The following is a 16,805-nucleotide window of genomic DNA, read 5'->3' on the forward strand; positions in this document are numbered from 1 at the left end:
CGTCAGAGCGCCGGCGTCGGGTCACCATGTTCGGCAATCAGCCGCTCGACCCTGATAATATCGGCTTCGGTGTCGATGCCGGAACTGTCGAAACGGGGCGAATCGACAGGGACCGTCATGATGTCTATCCCCAATTCCAGCAGCCGCAGCTGCTCCAGCCCTTCCAGACGCTCCAGCATCGTCGGCGCGCTTGCCTCGAACTGCCGCAGCGCATCGAGCCTATAGCCATATAGCCCCACATGCCGCCATACGGGAGACAGCGGATGGGCCGCACGCAATCGGTCTTCATCCCGGATTGCAGGCAGGATCGTTTTGGAGAACCAGAGCGCGCGACCATCGGGCGCCCGGACACAGGTCGTTCCGCTGAAGGGCGATCGTAGCTTGTGATCGCGCAGCGCGTCCAGCGCCGCCCAATCGAGCGCGATCACCGGAGTCGCGACCTGAGCGCCCCGCTCCAGCGCGCCCAACACGGCAGTAAGCGCGCCCTCCGGCTGAAACGGCGAATCGCCCTGAAGGTTGATGACAAAGCGCGGGGCTTCGGCCAGTGACAGGGCCGCAGCCAGGGCGCGGCCGGAGCCGGTTGCAATGGCGCTGTCGGTCATGACCGCCGGGCAGTCCGCCTCACGGGCATGGGCCGCAATAGCGTCATCGTCCGTGGCGACGACCAAGGCAACGTCATCCCTGCCCGCGATCGCCGCGCGCGCCATGGCGATCGTGCGATGCAGCAGTGTGCGCCCGGCGATCAGCCGTAGCGGCTTGCGCGCCAGCCGGGTCGATCCGGCGCGCGCGGGAATGACGACAAGATGGTTCAGGCAACCCCTGCGTGCAACAAATCATGCATATGCAGCGCCCCGGTCAGTCGACCATTTTCGCAGACGAACAACAGCATGATATTGCGCTCATGCATCATGTGCAGCGCTTCGGACGCCAGCTCATCGGGTCCGACGGCTTGCGGCGTCTGGGTCATGAAACGGCCAACCGGCTCGGTCAAATTCTGCTTGCCCGTGACAGTACGTCGCAGATCGCCGTCCGTGAACGCGCCGATCAGGCGGCCATTGCGATCGACCACTGCCGTGCCACCCAGGCGCGCGCGCGTCATTTCGATGGTCGCATCAAGCAGCGACGCGTCTTCGCGCACCATCGGCACCTGCTCATCGCGCGCCATGAGTTCGCGTACCTTGATAAGCTGCGCGCCCAGACGGCCATTGGGGTGGAATTTATGGAAATCATCCGCGGAAAAACCACGCATTTCCATCAGGGAAACCGCCAGCGCATCGCCGAACGCCATCTGCACCGTGGTCGATGTCGTCGGCGCCAGGGCGTTGGGGCAGGCTTCCTGCACGTCCGGCATCAAGATGCAGATGTCGGCGGCCTGCGCGACGGTGCTCTGCGGCTGCGCCGTCATGCCCAGCAAGGGTATGGCGAATCGCTTGCAATATTGGATGATCGGACCGAGTTCCGTAGATTCGCCCGAGTGCGACAGCATCAGCACGACATCATCGGGCGTCACCATGCCCAGATCGCCATGGCCAGCGTCCGCCGGATGCAGGAAGATGGCCGGCGTGCCGGTCGAGGTCAGGGTTGCCGTCATCTTGCGCGCGACGATGCCGCTCTTGCCGATGCCCGTCACGATGACGCGGCCACGCACTTTCATCAGCATGCCGACCATACGCAGGAAGGTCGCGGCAAATTCCCGCTCGCTGAACCGCGCCTCAAGCGCCTGCAAGCCGCCAGCCGCGATGGACAGGCTTCGGCATGCCGTATCGACAATACGGCTGCCCGAGCCAAATGGCACAATCTTGGATGCTAATGTCGACACGCGCTCGCCCTTTAGTTCCGCCCGATGCCGCGAGCCCTGTCTCGCCGGCACAAAGGCGCCGATCATCTGCCGCTTTCGGTCAGTGATCTCTCCTCGTTCCGCGACCCTTCTGCCGATCAGTTATCGGCGTGACGCGACTGTCTACGCCGTTTCAGCAACTTATGGCAATCTATTTTGCAGGTGCGAAGAGGTAAAGCGTCGAAAAAACAGGAAATCACAATTTGCCCGTGAGACGAGGTGAAGAGTTAGGGCGACGAACAGCGCAACCTTTTGGGCATTCGCGCGTGCACTTAATCGAGATCATTGTAACGCCGATACCATTGCACGAATCGGGGCACACCAATTTCTATCGCGGTGCTGGGGGAAAAGCCGATGTCCCGCGCGATCGCACTGATGTCGGCATAGGTGGCGTGCACGTCTCCTGGCTGCATCGGCTGAAAATCCAGCTGCGCCTTACGGCCGATCGCTTCCTCCAGCACCGCGATCAGATGCATGAGTTCTTCGGGCCGGTTATTGCCGATATTATAGAGTCGATGCGGCGCGCGACTGCCTCCCGCCTTCAGCGCGCCGTCATCGGCCGGCGGATGATCGAGGCAGCCGATGATGCCCTCGACAATATCGTCGATATAGGTGAAATCGCGCTGCATCCTGCCATGGTTGAATACGGGAATGGGCTCCCCGGCCAATATTTTGGACGTGAAGATCCACATGGCCATATCCGGCCGCCCCCACGGCCCATAGACCGTGAAAAAGCGCAGGCCGGTCATCGGGATACGAAACAAATGCGCATAGGTTTCGCTCATCAGCTCGTCGGCTCGCTTGGTCGCGGCATAGAGAGACACAGGATGATCCACCCTGTCCTCCACCCGGAACGGCAGGCTCTCATTGCCGCCATAGACAGAGGAGGACGATGCATAGACCAGGTGGCGGACATGACGGTCCCGCGCCAGTTCCAGCATGTTGACATGCCCGGCCAGGTTGGACCGAACATAGGCGTGGGGATTGATGAGCGAGTAACGGACGCCTGCCTGCGCGCCTAGATGGACGATCGCCTCGATCACCTGATCGGTCAGTGCCGCCTGCACCGCGCCCATGTCGGCGAAATCCAGCTCGTGGAAGGTGAAGAGCCTGCCATGACGTTCGCGCAGCAAGTCGAGTCGCGCCCGCTTCAAGGCGACGGGATAATAGTCATTGAGATTGTCGATACCGACGACGGCGTGGCCCTGCTCCATCAGGCGGTCGGCGACATGCATGCCGATAAACCCCGCCGCGCCCGTGACCAATATCGTCATGCCAATGTCTCCAACACGGGTATCGCCGAACCCTTCCCTGTCCTGCCGGCTGCTGTATAGCGCCATGCGCCGCCTTGCCCATAGAGGATGGGGTTTAGCCATTCCCTAACAATTCGCCGCTATCGCACCCTTATGCTTCTGGCCTCCCATCCCGCCGATCCGGACACTGACCGGCAACGCGCATCGCGAGATGCGCGGTGGATGGCTCTCGCGCTCGATGCCGCTGAGGCCAACGCCTTCTATGCGCCCGATATGCTGGTGGCGGCGCTGGATCATCTCGACGGCAAGCATCAGGTGCATGTGGTCGAAGCGGTAGCGGGTGAAGAATTGATCGGCCTCCTCCCTGTCGTGCGGCACGCGCGGCACGGTCGGCTGCCGATCGGCTGCGTCGGCAATTGGATGCATGACCATTGTTTCCTGGGTGCGCCAATCGTCCGGCGCGGCTTGGAGCAGGAAGCCTGGCGATCCTTTCTGGCGCAACTGGACGACGCCCAGTGGGCGCAGGGATTTCTGCACCTTCAGGGGATGGATGCGGCCGGGGCAAACGCTGCGGCCCTAGAAGCGATGTGCGGCCAGCAGCGGCGGGGCTGGCGCGAGGTCCATCGCTACGAACGCGCGATGCTGCATTCCGACCTTGACGCCGAGCGCTATTGGGACACCCAGGTGCGCGCGAAGAAGCGCAAGGAGTTGCGCCGCCTGCAAAAAAGGCTGGGCGAACTCGGGACGGTCGAGCAGCGTCTGTTGAGCGAGGAAACGCAACTTCCTGAATGGATCGACGCCTTTCTGGCGCTGGAGGCCGCGGGCTGGAAAGGCAAGCAGGGAACCGCACTGTCATGCTCACCAAGCGATGGCGCCTTTTTCCGTGCGGCCTGCGTCAACGCATTCCGGGGCGGCCGCCTGCATATGTTGCGCATCGACCTGGATGGGCAGCCGATCGCGATGCTGGTGAACTTTCGTCATGGCGAGGGCGCCTTTTCCTTCAAGATTGCCATCGACGAGGCGCTGGGCCGCTTTTCACCCGGCGTGCTCATAGAAATCGCCAATCTCCACGCGGTTCAGAATGATCCCACCATTGCCTGGATGGACAGCTGCGCCGCGCCCGGCCACCCCATGATCGACAGCCTGTGGGCAGAACGGCGAACAATCGTGCAATATCGCGTAGCGTTGCGGGGAACCGGCATGGAAGGCCTCCGCCGCAAAGCCGCGTTCATGCTCGCAAACAAGAGCGAAGCGCTCGCAAGGACATTGAAAGGACAGCCATGACCAGCATGGATTCCGCCATCGCGCACCATCCCGCCACCTTCCCGCAAACTGCGCGCGCGGCTTTTGCCAAGGCCTATCCCGACCAGCCGGTCAAGCTGAGCCACGATCTGGTCGGTCACAGCCTGCTGACGCTGGACGCGCTTGCGACGCTGGCCGAACGGATGCCGGCGGCATCGGTCGAGTATAATCTGGGCAAGCTGCCGCTGGGCGTCCGACCCGAAGACACGCCGTCCAACGGACTGACGCTGGGCGAAACGATCCGCACGATCGAAACCAATGGCAGCTGGGCCGTGCTCAAGAATGTCGAGCGCGACCCGGCCTATGGCGCTTTGCTCGACGCGGCGCTGGCCGAACTCGAGCCGATCGTGGTGGCGCAGACCGGCCCGATGCTGCACCGAGAGGCATTCATATTCTTAAGTTCGCCGGGCAGCGTGACGCCGTTCCACATGGACCCGGAACATAATATCCTGCTTCAGATCATCGGCAACAAGACGATGATGATCTTCCCGGCGCGGGACGAAGTGCTTGTCCCGGCGCAGAAAAGCGAGGATTTTCACGGCGGCGGGCATCGCAATCTGGAATGGCAGGACGGGTTCAAGGCCCGGGGCACCCCCTTCCCGCTCGCGCCGGGAGACGCGGTGCATGTGCCGGTGAAGGCGCCGCATTTCGTCGAAAATGGCCCGGCCGTATCGGTCAGCCTGTCCGTCACCTGGCGGTCGGACCGGTCGGTGGCGGAGGGCGAGTTGCACAGTTTCAACGCCCTGCTGCGCAAGCGCGGACTGCCCACCGGGGCGGTCAGCGACCGGCCGGAACGGCAGGGCCTGCGCCGGCTGGTCTACCGCATCATGCGGAAGCTGGGCGCCTGAGCATCCGGCGCAGCAGCGCTTCCAGCTCCAGCCGGGGCGAAAAACGCTCGATCATCCACCATTCCAGTCGTTCCTCGCAGGTGGCGAGGCTCTGCTTGTAGCGATCCTTGCCGGCGAGGAAGGAATAGCGCCCCAGCCCCCGACCGGCATAATGATCGACCGCTGCGGCGTGGCAGAGCAGCCCTGGCTTGTCTTTGGCCCCGCGCGGCGGAGCGAAGGCGGACTGGTAGTTCATCGCGACGCCGGCGTGGATGAAGGTGATGAGAAGCCCGACCAGATCCGCGCCGTCGGTGAGGCGGAGCAGGTCGACCTGCCCATTGGCATGGCCCCGTGATGCCAGGGTTTCGACAAAGGCCCGGAATGCGGGATCGTCCCAGGCATTGTCGGCATGGCGGCCGCTATTGAGCTGCGCCATGTCTTCGACCCAGGGGCCGATATCGTCCAGTGCAGCGTGAGCGATCCGGGGCAACGCGCCGCCCCGATCCTTGAGCGCGCGCCGGATCTGGCTGCGGCTGTTGGCGCTGAGCAGCGAGAGATAATTGCCATTGGCGGCGCGGACGGCGTCGAGATCGACCTGATAGACCGGGGATTCGTCGCGCCGGACGCGACGGCGGGCGGGGAGGTCGAGCAAGGGGCTGCCCGGTGCCATGCCGCTGAGGCGCAGCGCCCGCCAGTCGCGGCGGGCGGCGAGCGCGGCGATGGCGGCGCTGGCAGCTTCGGGGGCGCGGTCGCGGTCGGCGAGCAGGCCGTTATATTCGATATAGGGCCGGTCGGCGGCCGGATCACCGGACTGGTTGAGGCTGAGCGTCGCGACCGGTCCCAGCAGACGCGGCTGCATGGCATGGCCCACCAGCGCCAGCGCAATGTCGCGGCCATCATCATCGACCACCGCCAGCAGTTCGGGTTCCAGGCCATAGCTGTCGAGCCAGGCCCCGATCCAGGTCCAACGCAGGAAGAAGGAGGCATCCGATCGCGCCTCCAGCGCCTGCCAGCGGCGGGCCAGCGCAGCCCGGTCGGGCCGGGAAAAACTCGCATGATAGGACATGGCGCCCCTTGTGGCAGAGCGCGCCCTTGGGTCAAGCGGCCGATCAGACCGTGATGCGCCGGGCCGGATCGACGGTGCCGTCGCTGCGCACGCCCGCGCGGGCCAGGTCGGCGCGCATATGGCCGGTCAGGAAGCGCGCCAGCATCAGAAAATCGGCGCCCAGCGACCAGAGCGGATAGCGGAAGGTGGCGGGCCGGTTGCGTTCGATAAGGCCATGGCCCGCCCAGGCGAAGCCATAGCCCGCAAGCGGCAGTGCCAGGACCAGCCACCAGCCCCCGGTGAGCGGCGCGCTGGCCACCATCGCGATCACCAGGCTGGTGCCCGCATAATGCAGCGCGCGCGTGCCGGGGCGCGCATGTTCCTGAAGATAATAGGGCCAGAAGTCGCGAAAATGACGCATCACTCTCCCCCGATCTTTTCTGTCCCCTCGATACGCCGTCCGGCGTGCGGCGTTAAGTCTTTTGCGCCGATCCGTGCGCCCTTTCCGGGGCGTAGAGAAAATAATCATAGGCCGCGCGCGCGGCTTCGGCGATGATGCGGTCGCGCGACTTGTGCCCCTTGCTGTCCTTCATGACGAAGGCGACGACGGCGAAGCGGCGGCCATCGGGCAGGCGCACGATGCCGACATCATTGCCGGTGCCGTTGAGCGAGCCGGTCTTGTGCGCGACGGCGGTGCCGGGCGGCAGCATGCCGACGATCCGCGCCTTGCCGGTTTCGCAATGGGCCATGATGGTGAACAACCGCTGCGTGCTGTCGGCCGACAGCGCCTTGCCCGATTCATAGGCGGTGAGCAGATCGAGCATCGCGCGCGGGGTGGACGTATCCTCGATCTCAGCCGCGAAAGCGAGATTGGGGAGGTCGCGCAGGTCGCGGGTGACGAGCAAGGGATCAGCGCGACGGGCGGCGTCGGCATTCTCGCGGAAACGGCCCGACAGCGGATGGATGCCCATGGCGCGATAGAGAAGATGCGCGGTGTCGCTGTCGACGCGCAGCCCGTCGACGCCAAGCCCCCTGACGAACTGCGTGATCGCCGCAGGCCCGCCGGCGCGCGCAACGAGCACGTCGGTGGCGTTATTGTCGCTTTTTTGCAGCATCAGTTCGAGCAGCCGCTGGACCGACAGCGACGCGCCGGGGCGGGAGAACATCCAGGCGATGCCGCCCTCGCTCGCCAGCGCCGGGTCGAGCGTAAGCTGATCGTCCAGCCGCACATCGCCCGCGTCGATCAGCGCGAAGATGCGCCCGGCGACCGCCACCTTGTAGGCGCTGGCCATGGGAAACAGCGTGTCGCCATTGATCGCCTGCGTCTCGCCGGTCTGCAAATCGCGCACGGCTATTCCGACCGTGCCGTCCGACAGGGTGGCGAAGCGTTCAAATTCGCCCAGCAGCTTGGCCTGCGCCGTCTGTTCGATCAGCGGGCGCGGCGGCGGCCCGAAGGCGTCGGCGCTGGGCAAGGGCGCGAAGAAAAGGCCAAGACCGGCGAGCGCTGCGCCACAGCGGCTAAGGTTGACGCGCGACAGGCCGCGGAGCGAGAGGCCGGGCAGCGAAAAGCGAGAGGCGGAGGGCATGGCCCTGTCCTTGCGCAAGCCGGGCCGCATGGCAAGCCCCTGCGCAGCGCCCGATGGTTGACGCGCCGCGATTGGCCGATCATCACCCGGCGGCATGAACGCCCCCCTTCTGCTGCCCGATGCCTGGGCCACCGCGCTCGCCGGCCGGATCGACGACATAGGCCTCAGCGCCATCGCCCGGTTCCTGGAAGACGAAATGGCGGCGGGCAAGCGCGTCTTTCCAGCGCCGGACGATATTTTTCGCGCCCTTGCCCTCACCCCGCCCGATGCCGTCAAGGTCGTGATATTGGGCCAGGACCCCTATCATGGCGAAGGACAGGCGCATGGTTTGTCCTTTTCGGTACAGCCGGGCGTGCGCACGCCGCCGTCGCTGCGCAACATTTTCAAGGAGTTGCACGCGGACCTGCGGATCGCGCCGGCCGGCCACGGGCATCTGGACCATTGGGCGCGGCAGGGCGTGCTGCTGCTCAACAGCGTGCTGACGGTCGAGATGGGCAAGGCCGCGTCGCATCAGGGCAAGGGCTGGGAAAAGCTGACCGACGCGATCGTGGGCCAGGTGGCGGAGCGAGCGGCGCCGAGCGTGTTCCTGTTGTGGGGCGCGCATGCGCAGCGCAAGGCGGGCGCGATCGACGAGACGCGGCATCTGGTGATCCGATCCGCCCACCCCTCCCCCTTGTCGGCCCATGCCGGCTTTCTGGGATCGCGGCCCTTTTCGCGGGCCAACGTCTTTCTGGAGGCAAAGGGGCGCGGGGGCATCGACTGGGCGCTGCCGCCGCTGGAGACGGACGCGCCCAGACTGCTTTGATGCGATGCCGATGAGGCGGCAGAGGGCGACAAGGCGACAGGAGCGAAGTTCACAGTGTCGTCGGGCATTTTCGGGGCCGAAGCGACCATAAGGCGACCGCAAGGCGACCACGAAGCGACACTGACGCGGCAGGGCGAACAGCGGCGGGACCGGGCCGGAATTGCGGGCATCGTCTCTATTCGGGCGGATGGCGGGAGTGCTCACGACAACGCGATCGAAGGCGCGGGCCACATATGGGTCCCCGCCTGCGCGGGGATGACGGTGGAAGGCGCGGGGATGACGGGGGAAGGCGCGGGGATGACGGGGGAAGGCGCGGGGATGGCGAAGGGAGGCGCAGGAGAGACGGAGGGAGGCGCGGCGTTGCATCGCCAAGGGTAGATCAGACGAAATCCTACATTGAAAGGGGTTTTCGGTCGGCGCGGCCCGCGGCGGCGGTGATGAGCGCGCAGGACGCCGGGACAGATGCCGGCATCGGGCAAAAAAACGGCCCGGCGTAGTGGCCGGGCCGTCCAGTGCTTCCACCCACGCGCGCGAAGACCGTGTGCATGTCTCCGCGCGATGGTCGGTCTCGCGGGCAAGTGGCCGCGAATGAGGGCGCCTTTCGGCGAGGGCATCCACCGTTCCGCCATGTCATCGGGATCAGACAGAGCGAAACGGTGGATGCGGGCGCGGTGGGATCGCGCCGTAAGGGATCAGGCGGCGAACTGGTTCATCGTGTTATGCGCGCCGCCAGCCTTCAGGGCCGCTTCCCCGGCGAAATAATCCTTGTGATCATCGCCAATGTCGGAACCGGCCATATTCTGATGCTTGACGCAGGCGATGCCCTGGCGAATTTCCTCTCGCTGGACCTGCTTGACATAGCCCAGCATCCCTTCCTCGCCGAAATAGCGCTTGGCCAGATTGTCGGTGCTGAGCGCGGCGGTGTGATAGGTCGGCAGGGTGATGAGGTGATGGAAGATGCCCGCTTCGCGCGCGGCATCCCGCTGGAAGGTGCGAATACGCTCATCCGCCTCGCGGCCCAGTTCGGTATCATCATAATCGATGCTCATCAGCCGTGCGCGATCATAAGCGGTCACATCGCGCCCGTCCTGCGCCCAGGCGTCATAGACCTGCTGGCGGAAGTTCAGCGTCCAGTTGAAGCTGGGCGAGTTGTTATAGACCAGCTTGGCGTTCGGGATGACCTCCCTTATGCGGCTGACCATGCCGCCAATCTGGCCGATATGCGGCTTTTCGGTTTCGATCCACAGCAGGTCCGCGCCATTTTGCAGGGCGGTGATGCAGTCGAGCACGCAGCGGTCCTCGCCCGTGCCGGGACGGAACTGGTAGAGGTTGCTGGGCAGGCGCTTGGGCCGCAGCAACTGGCCGTCGCGGGTGATGAGCACGTCACCATGCCCGATCGTGGCAGGATCGACCGGATCGCAGTCGAGGAAGCTGTTATACTGATCCGCAATGTCGCCGGCCTCGCGGACATAGGCGATCTGCTTGGTGAGGCCCGCGCCCAGCGAGTCGGTGCGCGCGACGATGATGCCGTCATCGACGCCCAGCTCTAGGAAGGCGTAGCGGACCGCGCGTATCTTCGCCAGGAAGTCCTCATGCGGGACCGTCACCTTGCCGTCCTGATGCCCGCACTGCTTTTCGTCCGACACCTGATTTTCGATCTGGATGCAGCAGGCGCCCGCTTCGATGAACTTCTTGGCCAGCAGATAGGTCGCCTCGGCATTGCCGAAGCCTGCGTCGATGTCCGCGATGATCGGGACGACATGGGTTTCATAGTCGTCGATCTTGTGCAGTAGCCGATGGGTGTTGACCGCATCTTTCGCGGCCTTCGCCGCGTCGAGATCCCGGAACAGCATGCCCAGTTCGCGGGCGTCGGCCTGCTTGAGGAAGGTGTAGAGTTCCTCGATCAGGGCGGGCACGCTGGTCTTTTCGTGCATGGACTGGTCGGGCAGCGGCCCGAATTCGGACCGCAGCGCGGCGACCATCCAGCCCGACAGATAGAGGTAACGCCCCTTGGTGCTGCCAAAATGCTTCTTGATGGAGATCATCTTCTGCTGACCGATAAAGCCGTGCCAGCAGCCCAGCGACTGGGTGTAGGCGGCCGGGTCGGCATCATAGGCGGCCATGTCCGCGCGCATGATTTTGGCCGTGTAGCGGGCGATGTCCAGCCCGGTGTTGAACCGGTTCTGGAGGCGCATGCGAGCGACGGATTCGGGGGCGATGCCATCCCATCCCGTCTGGCCGCCGATCAGATCATCCGCTTTGGCAATCTCGCTATGATAGGTCATGTCCTCATCCCTTCACCTGAACATCATGGACAGCGACATAGACAGGCAAAGCAGGATGCGGGACGGGGCATGACGTTCAGTTGTCGAACTTTACAGATTTTCTGTGTATAGTTGTAAAGTCTGTAGCGGAGAGGCTTTGTGGCGAAAGATCGGCCGGTCTATATGGGGCCAAGATTGCGGCGGTTGCGCCGTGAACTGGGGCTGACCCAGGCGGACATGGCGGCCGACCTGGAGATCAGCGCATCCTATGTCGCGCTGCTGGAACGCAACCAGCGCCCTTTGACCGCCGACATGCTGTTGCGGCTGGCGCGCACCTACAAGTTGGACATGGCGGAAGTGGCGGGCGACGGCGGCGCGGAGCAGACGGCGCGGCTAAGCGCGGTGCTCAAAGACCCGATGTTCGCCGACATCGACCTGCCGCCGCTCGCCAGCGAGGATGTGGCGGTCAATTATCCCGGCGTTACCGAGGCGCTGCTGCGTCTCTACACCGCCTATCGCGAGGAGCATCTGGCGCTGGCCGATCGCAGCGTCACGCGGGCGGATACGGCCGATGCGCCCGACCCGGTGGCGGAATCGCGCCGGTTCCTCGCGGCCCGACGCAACAGCTTTCCCCTGCTGGACGATGCCGCCGAGCGACTGGCAGGCGAGGCGGAGGCGGAAGGCGGCCTGGCGGCGTGGCTGAAGGCGCGGCATGGCCTGCGCGTGCGGCGGCTGCCGTCCGACGTGATGGCAGGATCGGTGCGGCGGCTGGACCGGCATCGCGACGCGGTGCTGCTGGACGATGCGCTGGACGGGGCGAGCGCGCAATTCCAGCTGGCGTTGCAGATCGCCTATCTGGAGATGCGCAAGAGTTTCGACGCGCTGCTGAAGGAGGGGCAGTTCAGCGGAGACAGCGGGCGACGGCTGGCGCGGCGGGCGCTGGCGAGCTATGGCGCGGCGGCGATCGTGATGCCCTATGGCGCGTTCGCCAAGGCGGTGGAGGCCCGCGCCTATGATGTCGAGGCGCTCAGCCGCCAGTTCGGCACCAGTTTCGAACAGACCGCGCATCGACTGACGACCTTGCAGAAGCCGGGGCAGGAGCGCGTGCCCTTCTTCTTCCTGCGGGTCGACCCGGCGGGCAATGTCAGCAAGCGGCTGGACGGGGCGGGATTTCCCTTTGCGCGGCATGGCGGGTCCTGCCCGCTCTGGTCGGTGCATCGCGCGTTCGAGCGGCCGCGCGAGGTCATCACCCAATGGCTGGAACTGCCCGACGGGCAGCGTTTCTTCTCGATCGCGCGGACGGTGACGGCGGGCGGCGGCGGCTGGGGCGTGCCTAAAGTCGATCGCGCGATCGCGCTGGCCTGCGCCGCCGAGCATGCGCATCGACTGGTCTATGCGCGCGACATGGGGGTGAGCGATCCAACGCCGATCGGTGTCACATGTCGCCTGTGCCATCGGGCGCAATGCATGGCGCGATCTGCCCCGCCGATCGGCCGCGAGATGATGCCCGACGATTATCGCCGCACGCGCGCGCCGTTCGGTTTTGGTGAGGGGTGAGGTTCTACGCGCTTAGTCGGCTGGCTGGCGGTAGAGGGGCAGGCCAAGGCCGCGAGCGATCGCCATGGCGCGCAGGGCAAAGCCCAGCGTGGCGGCAATGAGGCCGGCGACGGGCACGTCAAGGCCGATCCAGCGCAGCGCCACGAACAGGCCGGAAGCGAAGGCGGCGGCGGTGACGTAAAGTTCGGGGCGCAGCAGGATGGACGGCTCGCCCGCCAGCAGGTCGCGCATGATGCCGCCGACGCAGCCCGTGACCACGCCCATCATGCCCGCGACGAAGGGTGGGACGCCGAAGCTCAACGCCTTGGCCGCGCCGAATACGGCAAAGGCGGCAAGGCCGATGGCGTCGAGCCAGTCGAGCGCGCGGTCGCTCCACCAGCGGCGCGGCGTGAACCAGACGATGACCGCCGCGCTCATGCAGGCCATCGCGGGCACGGCATCGACCACCCAGAAGACCGGCGCGCCGATCAGCAGGTCGCGGACCGTGCCGCCCCCTACCCCCGTCACCAGCGCGAAGAAGGCGAAGGTGACGAGCGTCTGTTGCAGCCTCGCAGCGGCCAGCGCACCGGACGCAGCGAAGACGAAGGTGCCGACGATGCTGAGCGTTTCGAGCACCGGGCCGATGGACGTGGCAAGCGAGGGGGTGGGCGGGAGCATATAGGCTTTCAACTAGGTCCGGTCGGGCTGACCGCTCGGCCCCTGCCTATTTAAGGATAGGACAGGGCTCTGACGGCGATCAGCCCGACCGGGAATGGCGTTTATTTTCCACCCTTTTCGCTGGCGAGCCGGCTCATGAGGATGGCGGCGCGCTTGGCCTGGCGTTTCATGCTGGCGAGGTCGACGCGTTCGGCCGGGCTGTGATCGCCGGTCGAGGCAGGGCCAAGGCCGACCAGCCCGTCCACATCCTGCGCGACGAAGGCGATATCGCCCGCGCCACGTTTCAACGGATCGAGCGCGGGCATGTCGGCGAGGCCCAGGTCGCGATTGACGACGTTCAGCCGGTCGAGCAGCGCGCGGTTGCCCGGCGTCGGCGCCATGGCGGGGTAGCCAAGGTCAAAGGCGATGGTGGCCGATGTTCCGAGCAGATGATCCTGCCCGACGATCTGCTGCATCTTCGCCTGCACGCGCTTGGTTTGTTCCTCGCTCAAGGTTCGGAAATCGCCCTTGGCGACGGCGATGGGCGGAATGATGTTGGTCTTGCCGGTGACGGCGATGCGCACGCCGTCCTTGTCGACCTCCGCGCTCTGGCCGCCGCCGATCAGGCCGACATTGAAGGTCAGATTGGGTTCGGGCAGGTCCTGGCGAAAGCGGGTGATGATGCGAGCGATTTCATAGATCGCGCCATCGCCCGCCTTGGCCGAGAAGATGCCCGAGCTATGCCCCGATTTGCCGGTGGCGGTCAGCGTCCAGCTATTGGACGAGCGGCGGGCGATCGCGCCCATATCCTTGCCATCCTCCTGCGAGAGGCCTTCGAAATCGAGCGCGACGTCGGCGCGCTTGCCCGCCGCGATGAGGTCGCCACGGGCGATGCTGATCGGTTCGCCCGAATCTTCCTCATCCCCGGTCAGCACCACCTCTATATTCGCATTTTTGAGCGTCCCTGCGGCCTGCATCGCCTGGAGCGCGAGCAGCATGGTGGCGACCCCGCCCTTATTGTCGGCGGCGCCGGGACCAGTGGCGAAATCGCCGTCGCGCGTGAAGCGCTGGAACGGCGAATCGGGTTCGAACACGGTGTCGAGATGGCCGATCAGCAGCATTTTCGTCGTGCCCGGTCGCCCCTTGTGCGTGGCGATAAAATGGCCGGCGCGCTTGGCCGCGTCCATGGGCTTCCATGCGACGGCAAAGCCCAGCGCCTCAAACTGCGGGCGGAGCATGTCGGCCACGGCCTTCACGCCCGCCATGTTCATCGATCCGCTATTCTGGTTCACCAGCTTTTCAAGCAGCGCGACGGACGGTTCATAGCCCGCCTCGACACTCTCCCCAATTTTGCGTTCGGCGGGGCTGAGCGCGGCATGGGCGATCGGCGCGCCGCCCAGCAGCAGGGCGGCGCAAACGAGCGTGCGGATCATTTCGCCAGTTCCGCCTCGATCGCGGCGATCAGGGCGGGGTCGTCGGGATTGGTAGTCGGCGCGAAGCGCGCGGCAACGCTGCCATCCTTTGCGATCAGGAATTTTTCGAAATTCCAGAGGACTTCGGGCGCATCGCCCGGCGTGATGCCATAGCCCACCAGCTTTTCGCGGAACGCATCGCCCTCCCCCTGGGCGGCCGGCTGGGCACTGGTGAGGGCGGCATAGAGCGGATGCTTGTCCGGGCCGGTCACGACGATCTTTTCGAACATCGGGAAATCGACGCCGAAATTGGTGGTGCAGAAGGTCGCGATCTCGTCATTGCTGCCCGGTTCCTGGGCGCCAAAATCATTGGCGGGAAAGCCGGTGACGACCAGCCCCTTGTCCTTGTAATCGCGATAGAGTTTTTCCAGCCCCTCATATTGCGGGGTGAGGCCGCATTTGGAGGCGACGTTGACGACCAACACCACCTTGCCCGCATAGTCGGCCAGGCTGGCGTCGTCGCCCTTGATGGTCTTGAGCGGTATTTGCTGGATATCGGCCATGTCCTGTCTCCTGTAAGATCATGATGGGCGCGACCTTGGCATCAAATGGCCGCGCCGAACAGATGCCCCGCGCCCGCCGTAACCGCCATGGCGAGCGCGCCCCACAGGAGCGTGCGCAGGACCGAGCGCGGCGGACTGGCCCCGCCCAGCCGCGCCCCGATGAAACCAAGCAGCGCCAGGCAAGCGAGGCAGATGCCGACGATGGCGGGAATCGCCGTGGCGGCGGGGACCAGAGCGGCGGCGACCACTGGCGGGGTCGCGCCTGCGGCAAAGCTGGCGGCCGAAGCGAGCGCGGCCTGCACCGGGCGCGCGGTCGCAAGGTCGGAAATGCCCAGTTCGTCGCGAGCGTGGGCGCCCAGCGCATCGGCATCCATCAATTGCTGCGCCACCTGCCCCGCGAGATCGGGGGTCAGGCCGCGATCGACATAGATGTCGCGCAGTTCGACCCATTCGGCATGGGGCTGCGTGCGCAGCGCCTTCTCCTCCTTGGCAAGGTCGGCGCGTTCGGTGTCGGACTGGGCGCTGACCGAGACATATTCGCCCGCCGCCATCGACATGGCGCCCGCGACCAGCGCGGCGATGCCCGACAATAGCACGGACTGGCCGGTGGCGCCCGACGCGGCGATGCCGGTCATCAGGCTGGCGGTCGAGACGATCCCGTCATTGGCCCCCAGCACGGCCGCGCGCAGCCAGCCGACGCGGTTGACATAATGGACGGCGTGATGCGGCGAGGCGGTGGTGCTGCTGTCCATCGGATTCCTTCTGGTTCGGAGGCGCACAGTGCCGCGACGCACGTGCGAAGTCGATCCCGCGATGGCATGGAGCGCAAAGAGCCTCCGACCATAGTCGTAGAAGAGGCCCATGCCGATTGCGCCGGTCCGATGGGGCGCGATAAGCCCCGCTCTTCACGCGGCGGATGGAGGGACGGCCATGGGAATGATGATGCGGCTCCTGCTGGCGATCGCCGCCCTTTTCGCCGCGCCGAGCGCCATAGCCGAAAGCCAGTTCAAGCTGCTCGTCTTCGCCAAGGCGAATACCTATCATTATGAGTATATCCCGATCGCGCGCGAGAGCCTGGAGCAGATGGCGCGGCTGCACAGCTTCGAGCTTGTCTGGACGCGTCACCCGGAAAGTTTCGACGAAGACCTGAGTCAATATGCGGCGATCATGTTCCTCAATTCGCCCGGTGAGGAATTGAACGCCGGGCAGCGGGCGAAGTTCGAAGCCTATATGCGCGCAGGCGGCAATGCGATGATCGTCCACCGCGCCGCGATCACTCCGCCGGGCGAATGGCCCTGGTATGAAAAGCTGGTGGGCCGGCGCGTCGGCGTGCATCCGATGGTGCAGACCGGCGTCGTCACGGTGGAAGACCGCAATTTCCCCGCGACCTTCGCCCTGCCCGACCGATGGGTGTGGAGCGACGAATTCTACGTCACGACCAATCCCTTTGACGTGCGGATCAACACCGTGCTGGGCGTGGATGAAAGCAGTTACGACCCGACCAAGATCTGGCCCGGCCAGGTGTCACGGCCGATGGGCCGCGACCATCCGATCGCCTGGTATCATGACTATGAAAAGGGGCGCGTGTTCGTGACCACGCTGGGGCATGAAGGGGCGATGTACCGCGATTATACCTATCTGACGCATTTGATGGGCGGCATTTACTGGACGGCGACCGGGCGCGGCCAGGCGGCGACCAGCAAGCGTTGAAGAGGCAG

Annotated in this window: 17 protein-coding genes; 6 read left to right on the forward strand and 11 right to left on the reverse strand. The window is 65.3% G+C overall.

Annotated features, from left to right (window positions below; translation table 11 throughout):
- Positions 1-2: 2 nt before the first annotated feature.
- From kdsB to RLDS_RS45360, 3 genes are all read right to left on the reverse strand, one after another.
- Positions 3-812: a 3-deoxy-manno-octulosonate cytidylyltransferase gene (gene kdsB / locus RLDS_RS45350; protein WP_031298560.1), complete on the reverse strand. Its 810-nt coding sequence runs from the start codon at positions 810-812 to the stop codon at positions 3-5.
- Complete coding sequence (locus tag RLDS_RS45355; RefSeq protein WP_021227084.1) at positions 809-1,885, reverse strand: KpsF/GutQ family sugar-phosphate isomerase; 1,077 nt, start codon at positions 1,883-1,885, stop codon at positions 809-811. The genes kdsB and RLDS_RS45355 overlap by 4 nt, the downstream gene beginning before the upstream one ends.
- Before the next feature lie 224 nt (positions 1,886-2,109).
- Positions 2,110-3,111, reverse strand: a complete 1,002-nt coding sequence (locus tag RLDS_RS45360; protein WP_031298563.1) for an NAD-dependent epimerase/dehydratase family protein — start codon at positions 3,109-3,111, stop codon at positions 2,110-2,112.
- A 132-nt stretch (positions 3,112-3,243) separates the two neighbouring features.
- Here RLDS_RS45360 and RLDS_RS45365 point away from each other — a divergent pair, with 132 nt between their 5' ends.
- Together RLDS_RS45365 and RLDS_RS45370 are read left to right on the forward strand one after the other, a co-directional pair.
- On the forward strand, positions 3,244-4,374 hold the full coding sequence (locus RLDS_RS45365) for a GNAT family N-acetyltransferase (RefSeq protein ID WP_021227086.1): 1,131 nt from the start codon (positions 3,244-3,246) through the stop codon (positions 4,372-4,374).
- A 5-nt stretch (positions 4,375-4,379) separates the two neighbouring features.
- Positions 4,380-5,240 (forward strand): cupin domain-containing protein, encoded by an 861-nt coding sequence (locus RLDS_RS45370; protein ID WP_031298565.1) that lies wholly within the window; start codon positions 4,380-4,382, stop codon positions 5,238-5,240.
- Here RLDS_RS45370 and RLDS_RS45375 read toward each other — a convergent pair.
- From RLDS_RS45375 to bla, 3 genes are read right to left on the reverse strand one after another with little or no spacing between them, the layout of a single operon-like run.
- Positions 5,218-6,285 carry a GNAT family N-acetyltransferase gene (locus RLDS_RS45375; RefSeq protein ID WP_021227088.1) on the reverse strand — a complete coding sequence of 356 codons (1,068 nt, stop codon included), beginning with the start codon at positions 6,283-6,285 and terminating at the stop codon, positions 5,218-5,220. The genes RLDS_RS45370 and RLDS_RS45375 overlap by 23 nt on opposite strands.
- 43 nt (positions 6,286-6,328) lie before the next feature.
- Positions 6,329-6,685 (reverse strand): Mpo1-like protein, encoded by a 357-nt coding sequence (locus tag RLDS_RS45380; RefSeq protein ID WP_021227089.1) that lies wholly within the window; start codon positions 6,683-6,685, stop codon positions 6,329-6,331.
- Positions 6,686-6,737: 52 nt separating this feature from the next.
- Positions 6,738-7,850 carry a class A beta-lactamase gene (gene bla, locus RLDS_RS45385; protein WP_084514888.1) on the reverse strand — a complete coding sequence of 371 codons (1,113 nt, stop codon included), beginning with the start codon at positions 7,848-7,850 and terminating at the stop codon, positions 6,738-6,740.
- 94 nt (positions 7,851-7,944) lie between these two features.
- On the opposite strand from bla, the gene ung reads away from it, so the two are divergent.
- Together ung and RLDS_RS45395 are read left to right on the forward strand one after the other, a co-directional pair.
- Entirely contained in the window at positions 7,945-8,655 is a 711-nt protein-coding gene (gene ung, locus RLDS_RS45390) for a uracil-DNA glycosylase (RefSeq protein WP_021227091.1), read from the forward strand.
- Positions 8,656-8,709: 54 nt separating this feature from the next.
- Entirely contained in the window at positions 8,710-9,033 is a 324-nt protein-coding gene (locus tag RLDS_RS45395) for a hypothetical protein (protein WP_021227092.1), read from the forward strand.
- 314 nt (positions 9,034-9,347) lie between these two features.
- On the opposite strand, the gene RLDS_RS45400 is transcribed toward RLDS_RS45395, so the two are convergent.
- On the reverse strand, positions 9,348-10,940 hold the full coding sequence (locus RLDS_RS45400; RefSeq protein ID WP_021227093.1) for an isocitrate lyase: 1,593 nt from the start codon (positions 10,938-10,940) through the stop codon (positions 9,348-9,350).
- A 138-nt stretch (positions 10,941-11,078) separates the two neighbouring features.
- Between RLDS_RS45400 and RLDS_RS45405 the strand changes: the two genes are divergently transcribed.
- Positions 11,079-12,476: a helix-turn-helix domain-containing protein gene (locus RLDS_RS45405; protein WP_031298568.1), complete on the forward strand. Its 1,398-nt coding sequence runs from the start codon at positions 11,079-11,081 to the stop codon at positions 12,474-12,476.
- A gap of 12 nt (positions 12,477-12,488) precedes the next feature.
- Here the strand turns inward: RLDS_RS45405 and RLDS_RS45410 are convergent, their stop codons facing one another.
- The 4 genes from RLDS_RS45410 to RLDS_RS45425 form a co-directional block, all read right to left on the reverse strand.
- Positions 12,489-13,133 carry a trimeric intracellular cation channel family protein gene (locus tag RLDS_RS45410; protein ID WP_021227095.1) on the reverse strand — a complete coding sequence of 215 codons (645 nt, stop codon included), beginning with the start codon at positions 13,131-13,133 and terminating at the stop codon, positions 12,489-12,491.
- 101 nt (positions 13,134-13,234) lie between these two features.
- Positions 13,235-14,545: a M20/M25/M40 family metallo-hydrolase gene (locus RLDS_RS45415; protein ID WP_021227096.1), complete on the reverse strand. Its 1,311-nt coding sequence runs from the start codon at positions 14,543-14,545 to the stop codon at positions 13,235-13,237.
- Positions 14,542-15,087, reverse strand: coding sequence for a glutathione peroxidase (locus RLDS_RS45420; protein WP_021227097.1), 546 nt, complete (start codon positions 15,085-15,087; stop codon positions 14,542-14,544). The genes RLDS_RS45415 and RLDS_RS45420 overlap by 4 nt, the downstream gene beginning before the upstream one ends.
- A 41-nt stretch (positions 15,088-15,128) precedes the next feature.
- Positions 15,129-15,839 (reverse strand): VIT1/CCC1 transporter family protein, encoded by a 711-nt coding sequence (locus tag RLDS_RS45425; protein WP_021227098.1) that lies wholly within the window; start codon positions 15,837-15,839, stop codon positions 15,129-15,131.
- Between the two features lie 178 nt (positions 15,840-16,017).
- Here RLDS_RS45425 and RLDS_RS45430 point away from each other — a divergent pair, with 178 nt between their 5' ends.
- On the forward strand, positions 16,018-16,797 hold the full coding sequence (locus tag RLDS_RS45430) for a ThuA domain-containing protein (protein WP_021227099.1): 780 nt from the start codon (positions 16,018-16,020) through the stop codon (positions 16,795-16,797).
- Positions 16,798-16,805: the final 8 nt, after the last annotated feature.

The sequence above is a fragment of the Sphingobium lactosutens DS20 genome (assembly GCF_000445105.1).
Classification (GTDB): Bacteria; Pseudomonadota; Alphaproteobacteria; order Sphingomonadales; family Sphingomonadaceae; genus Sphingobium; species Sphingobium lactosutens.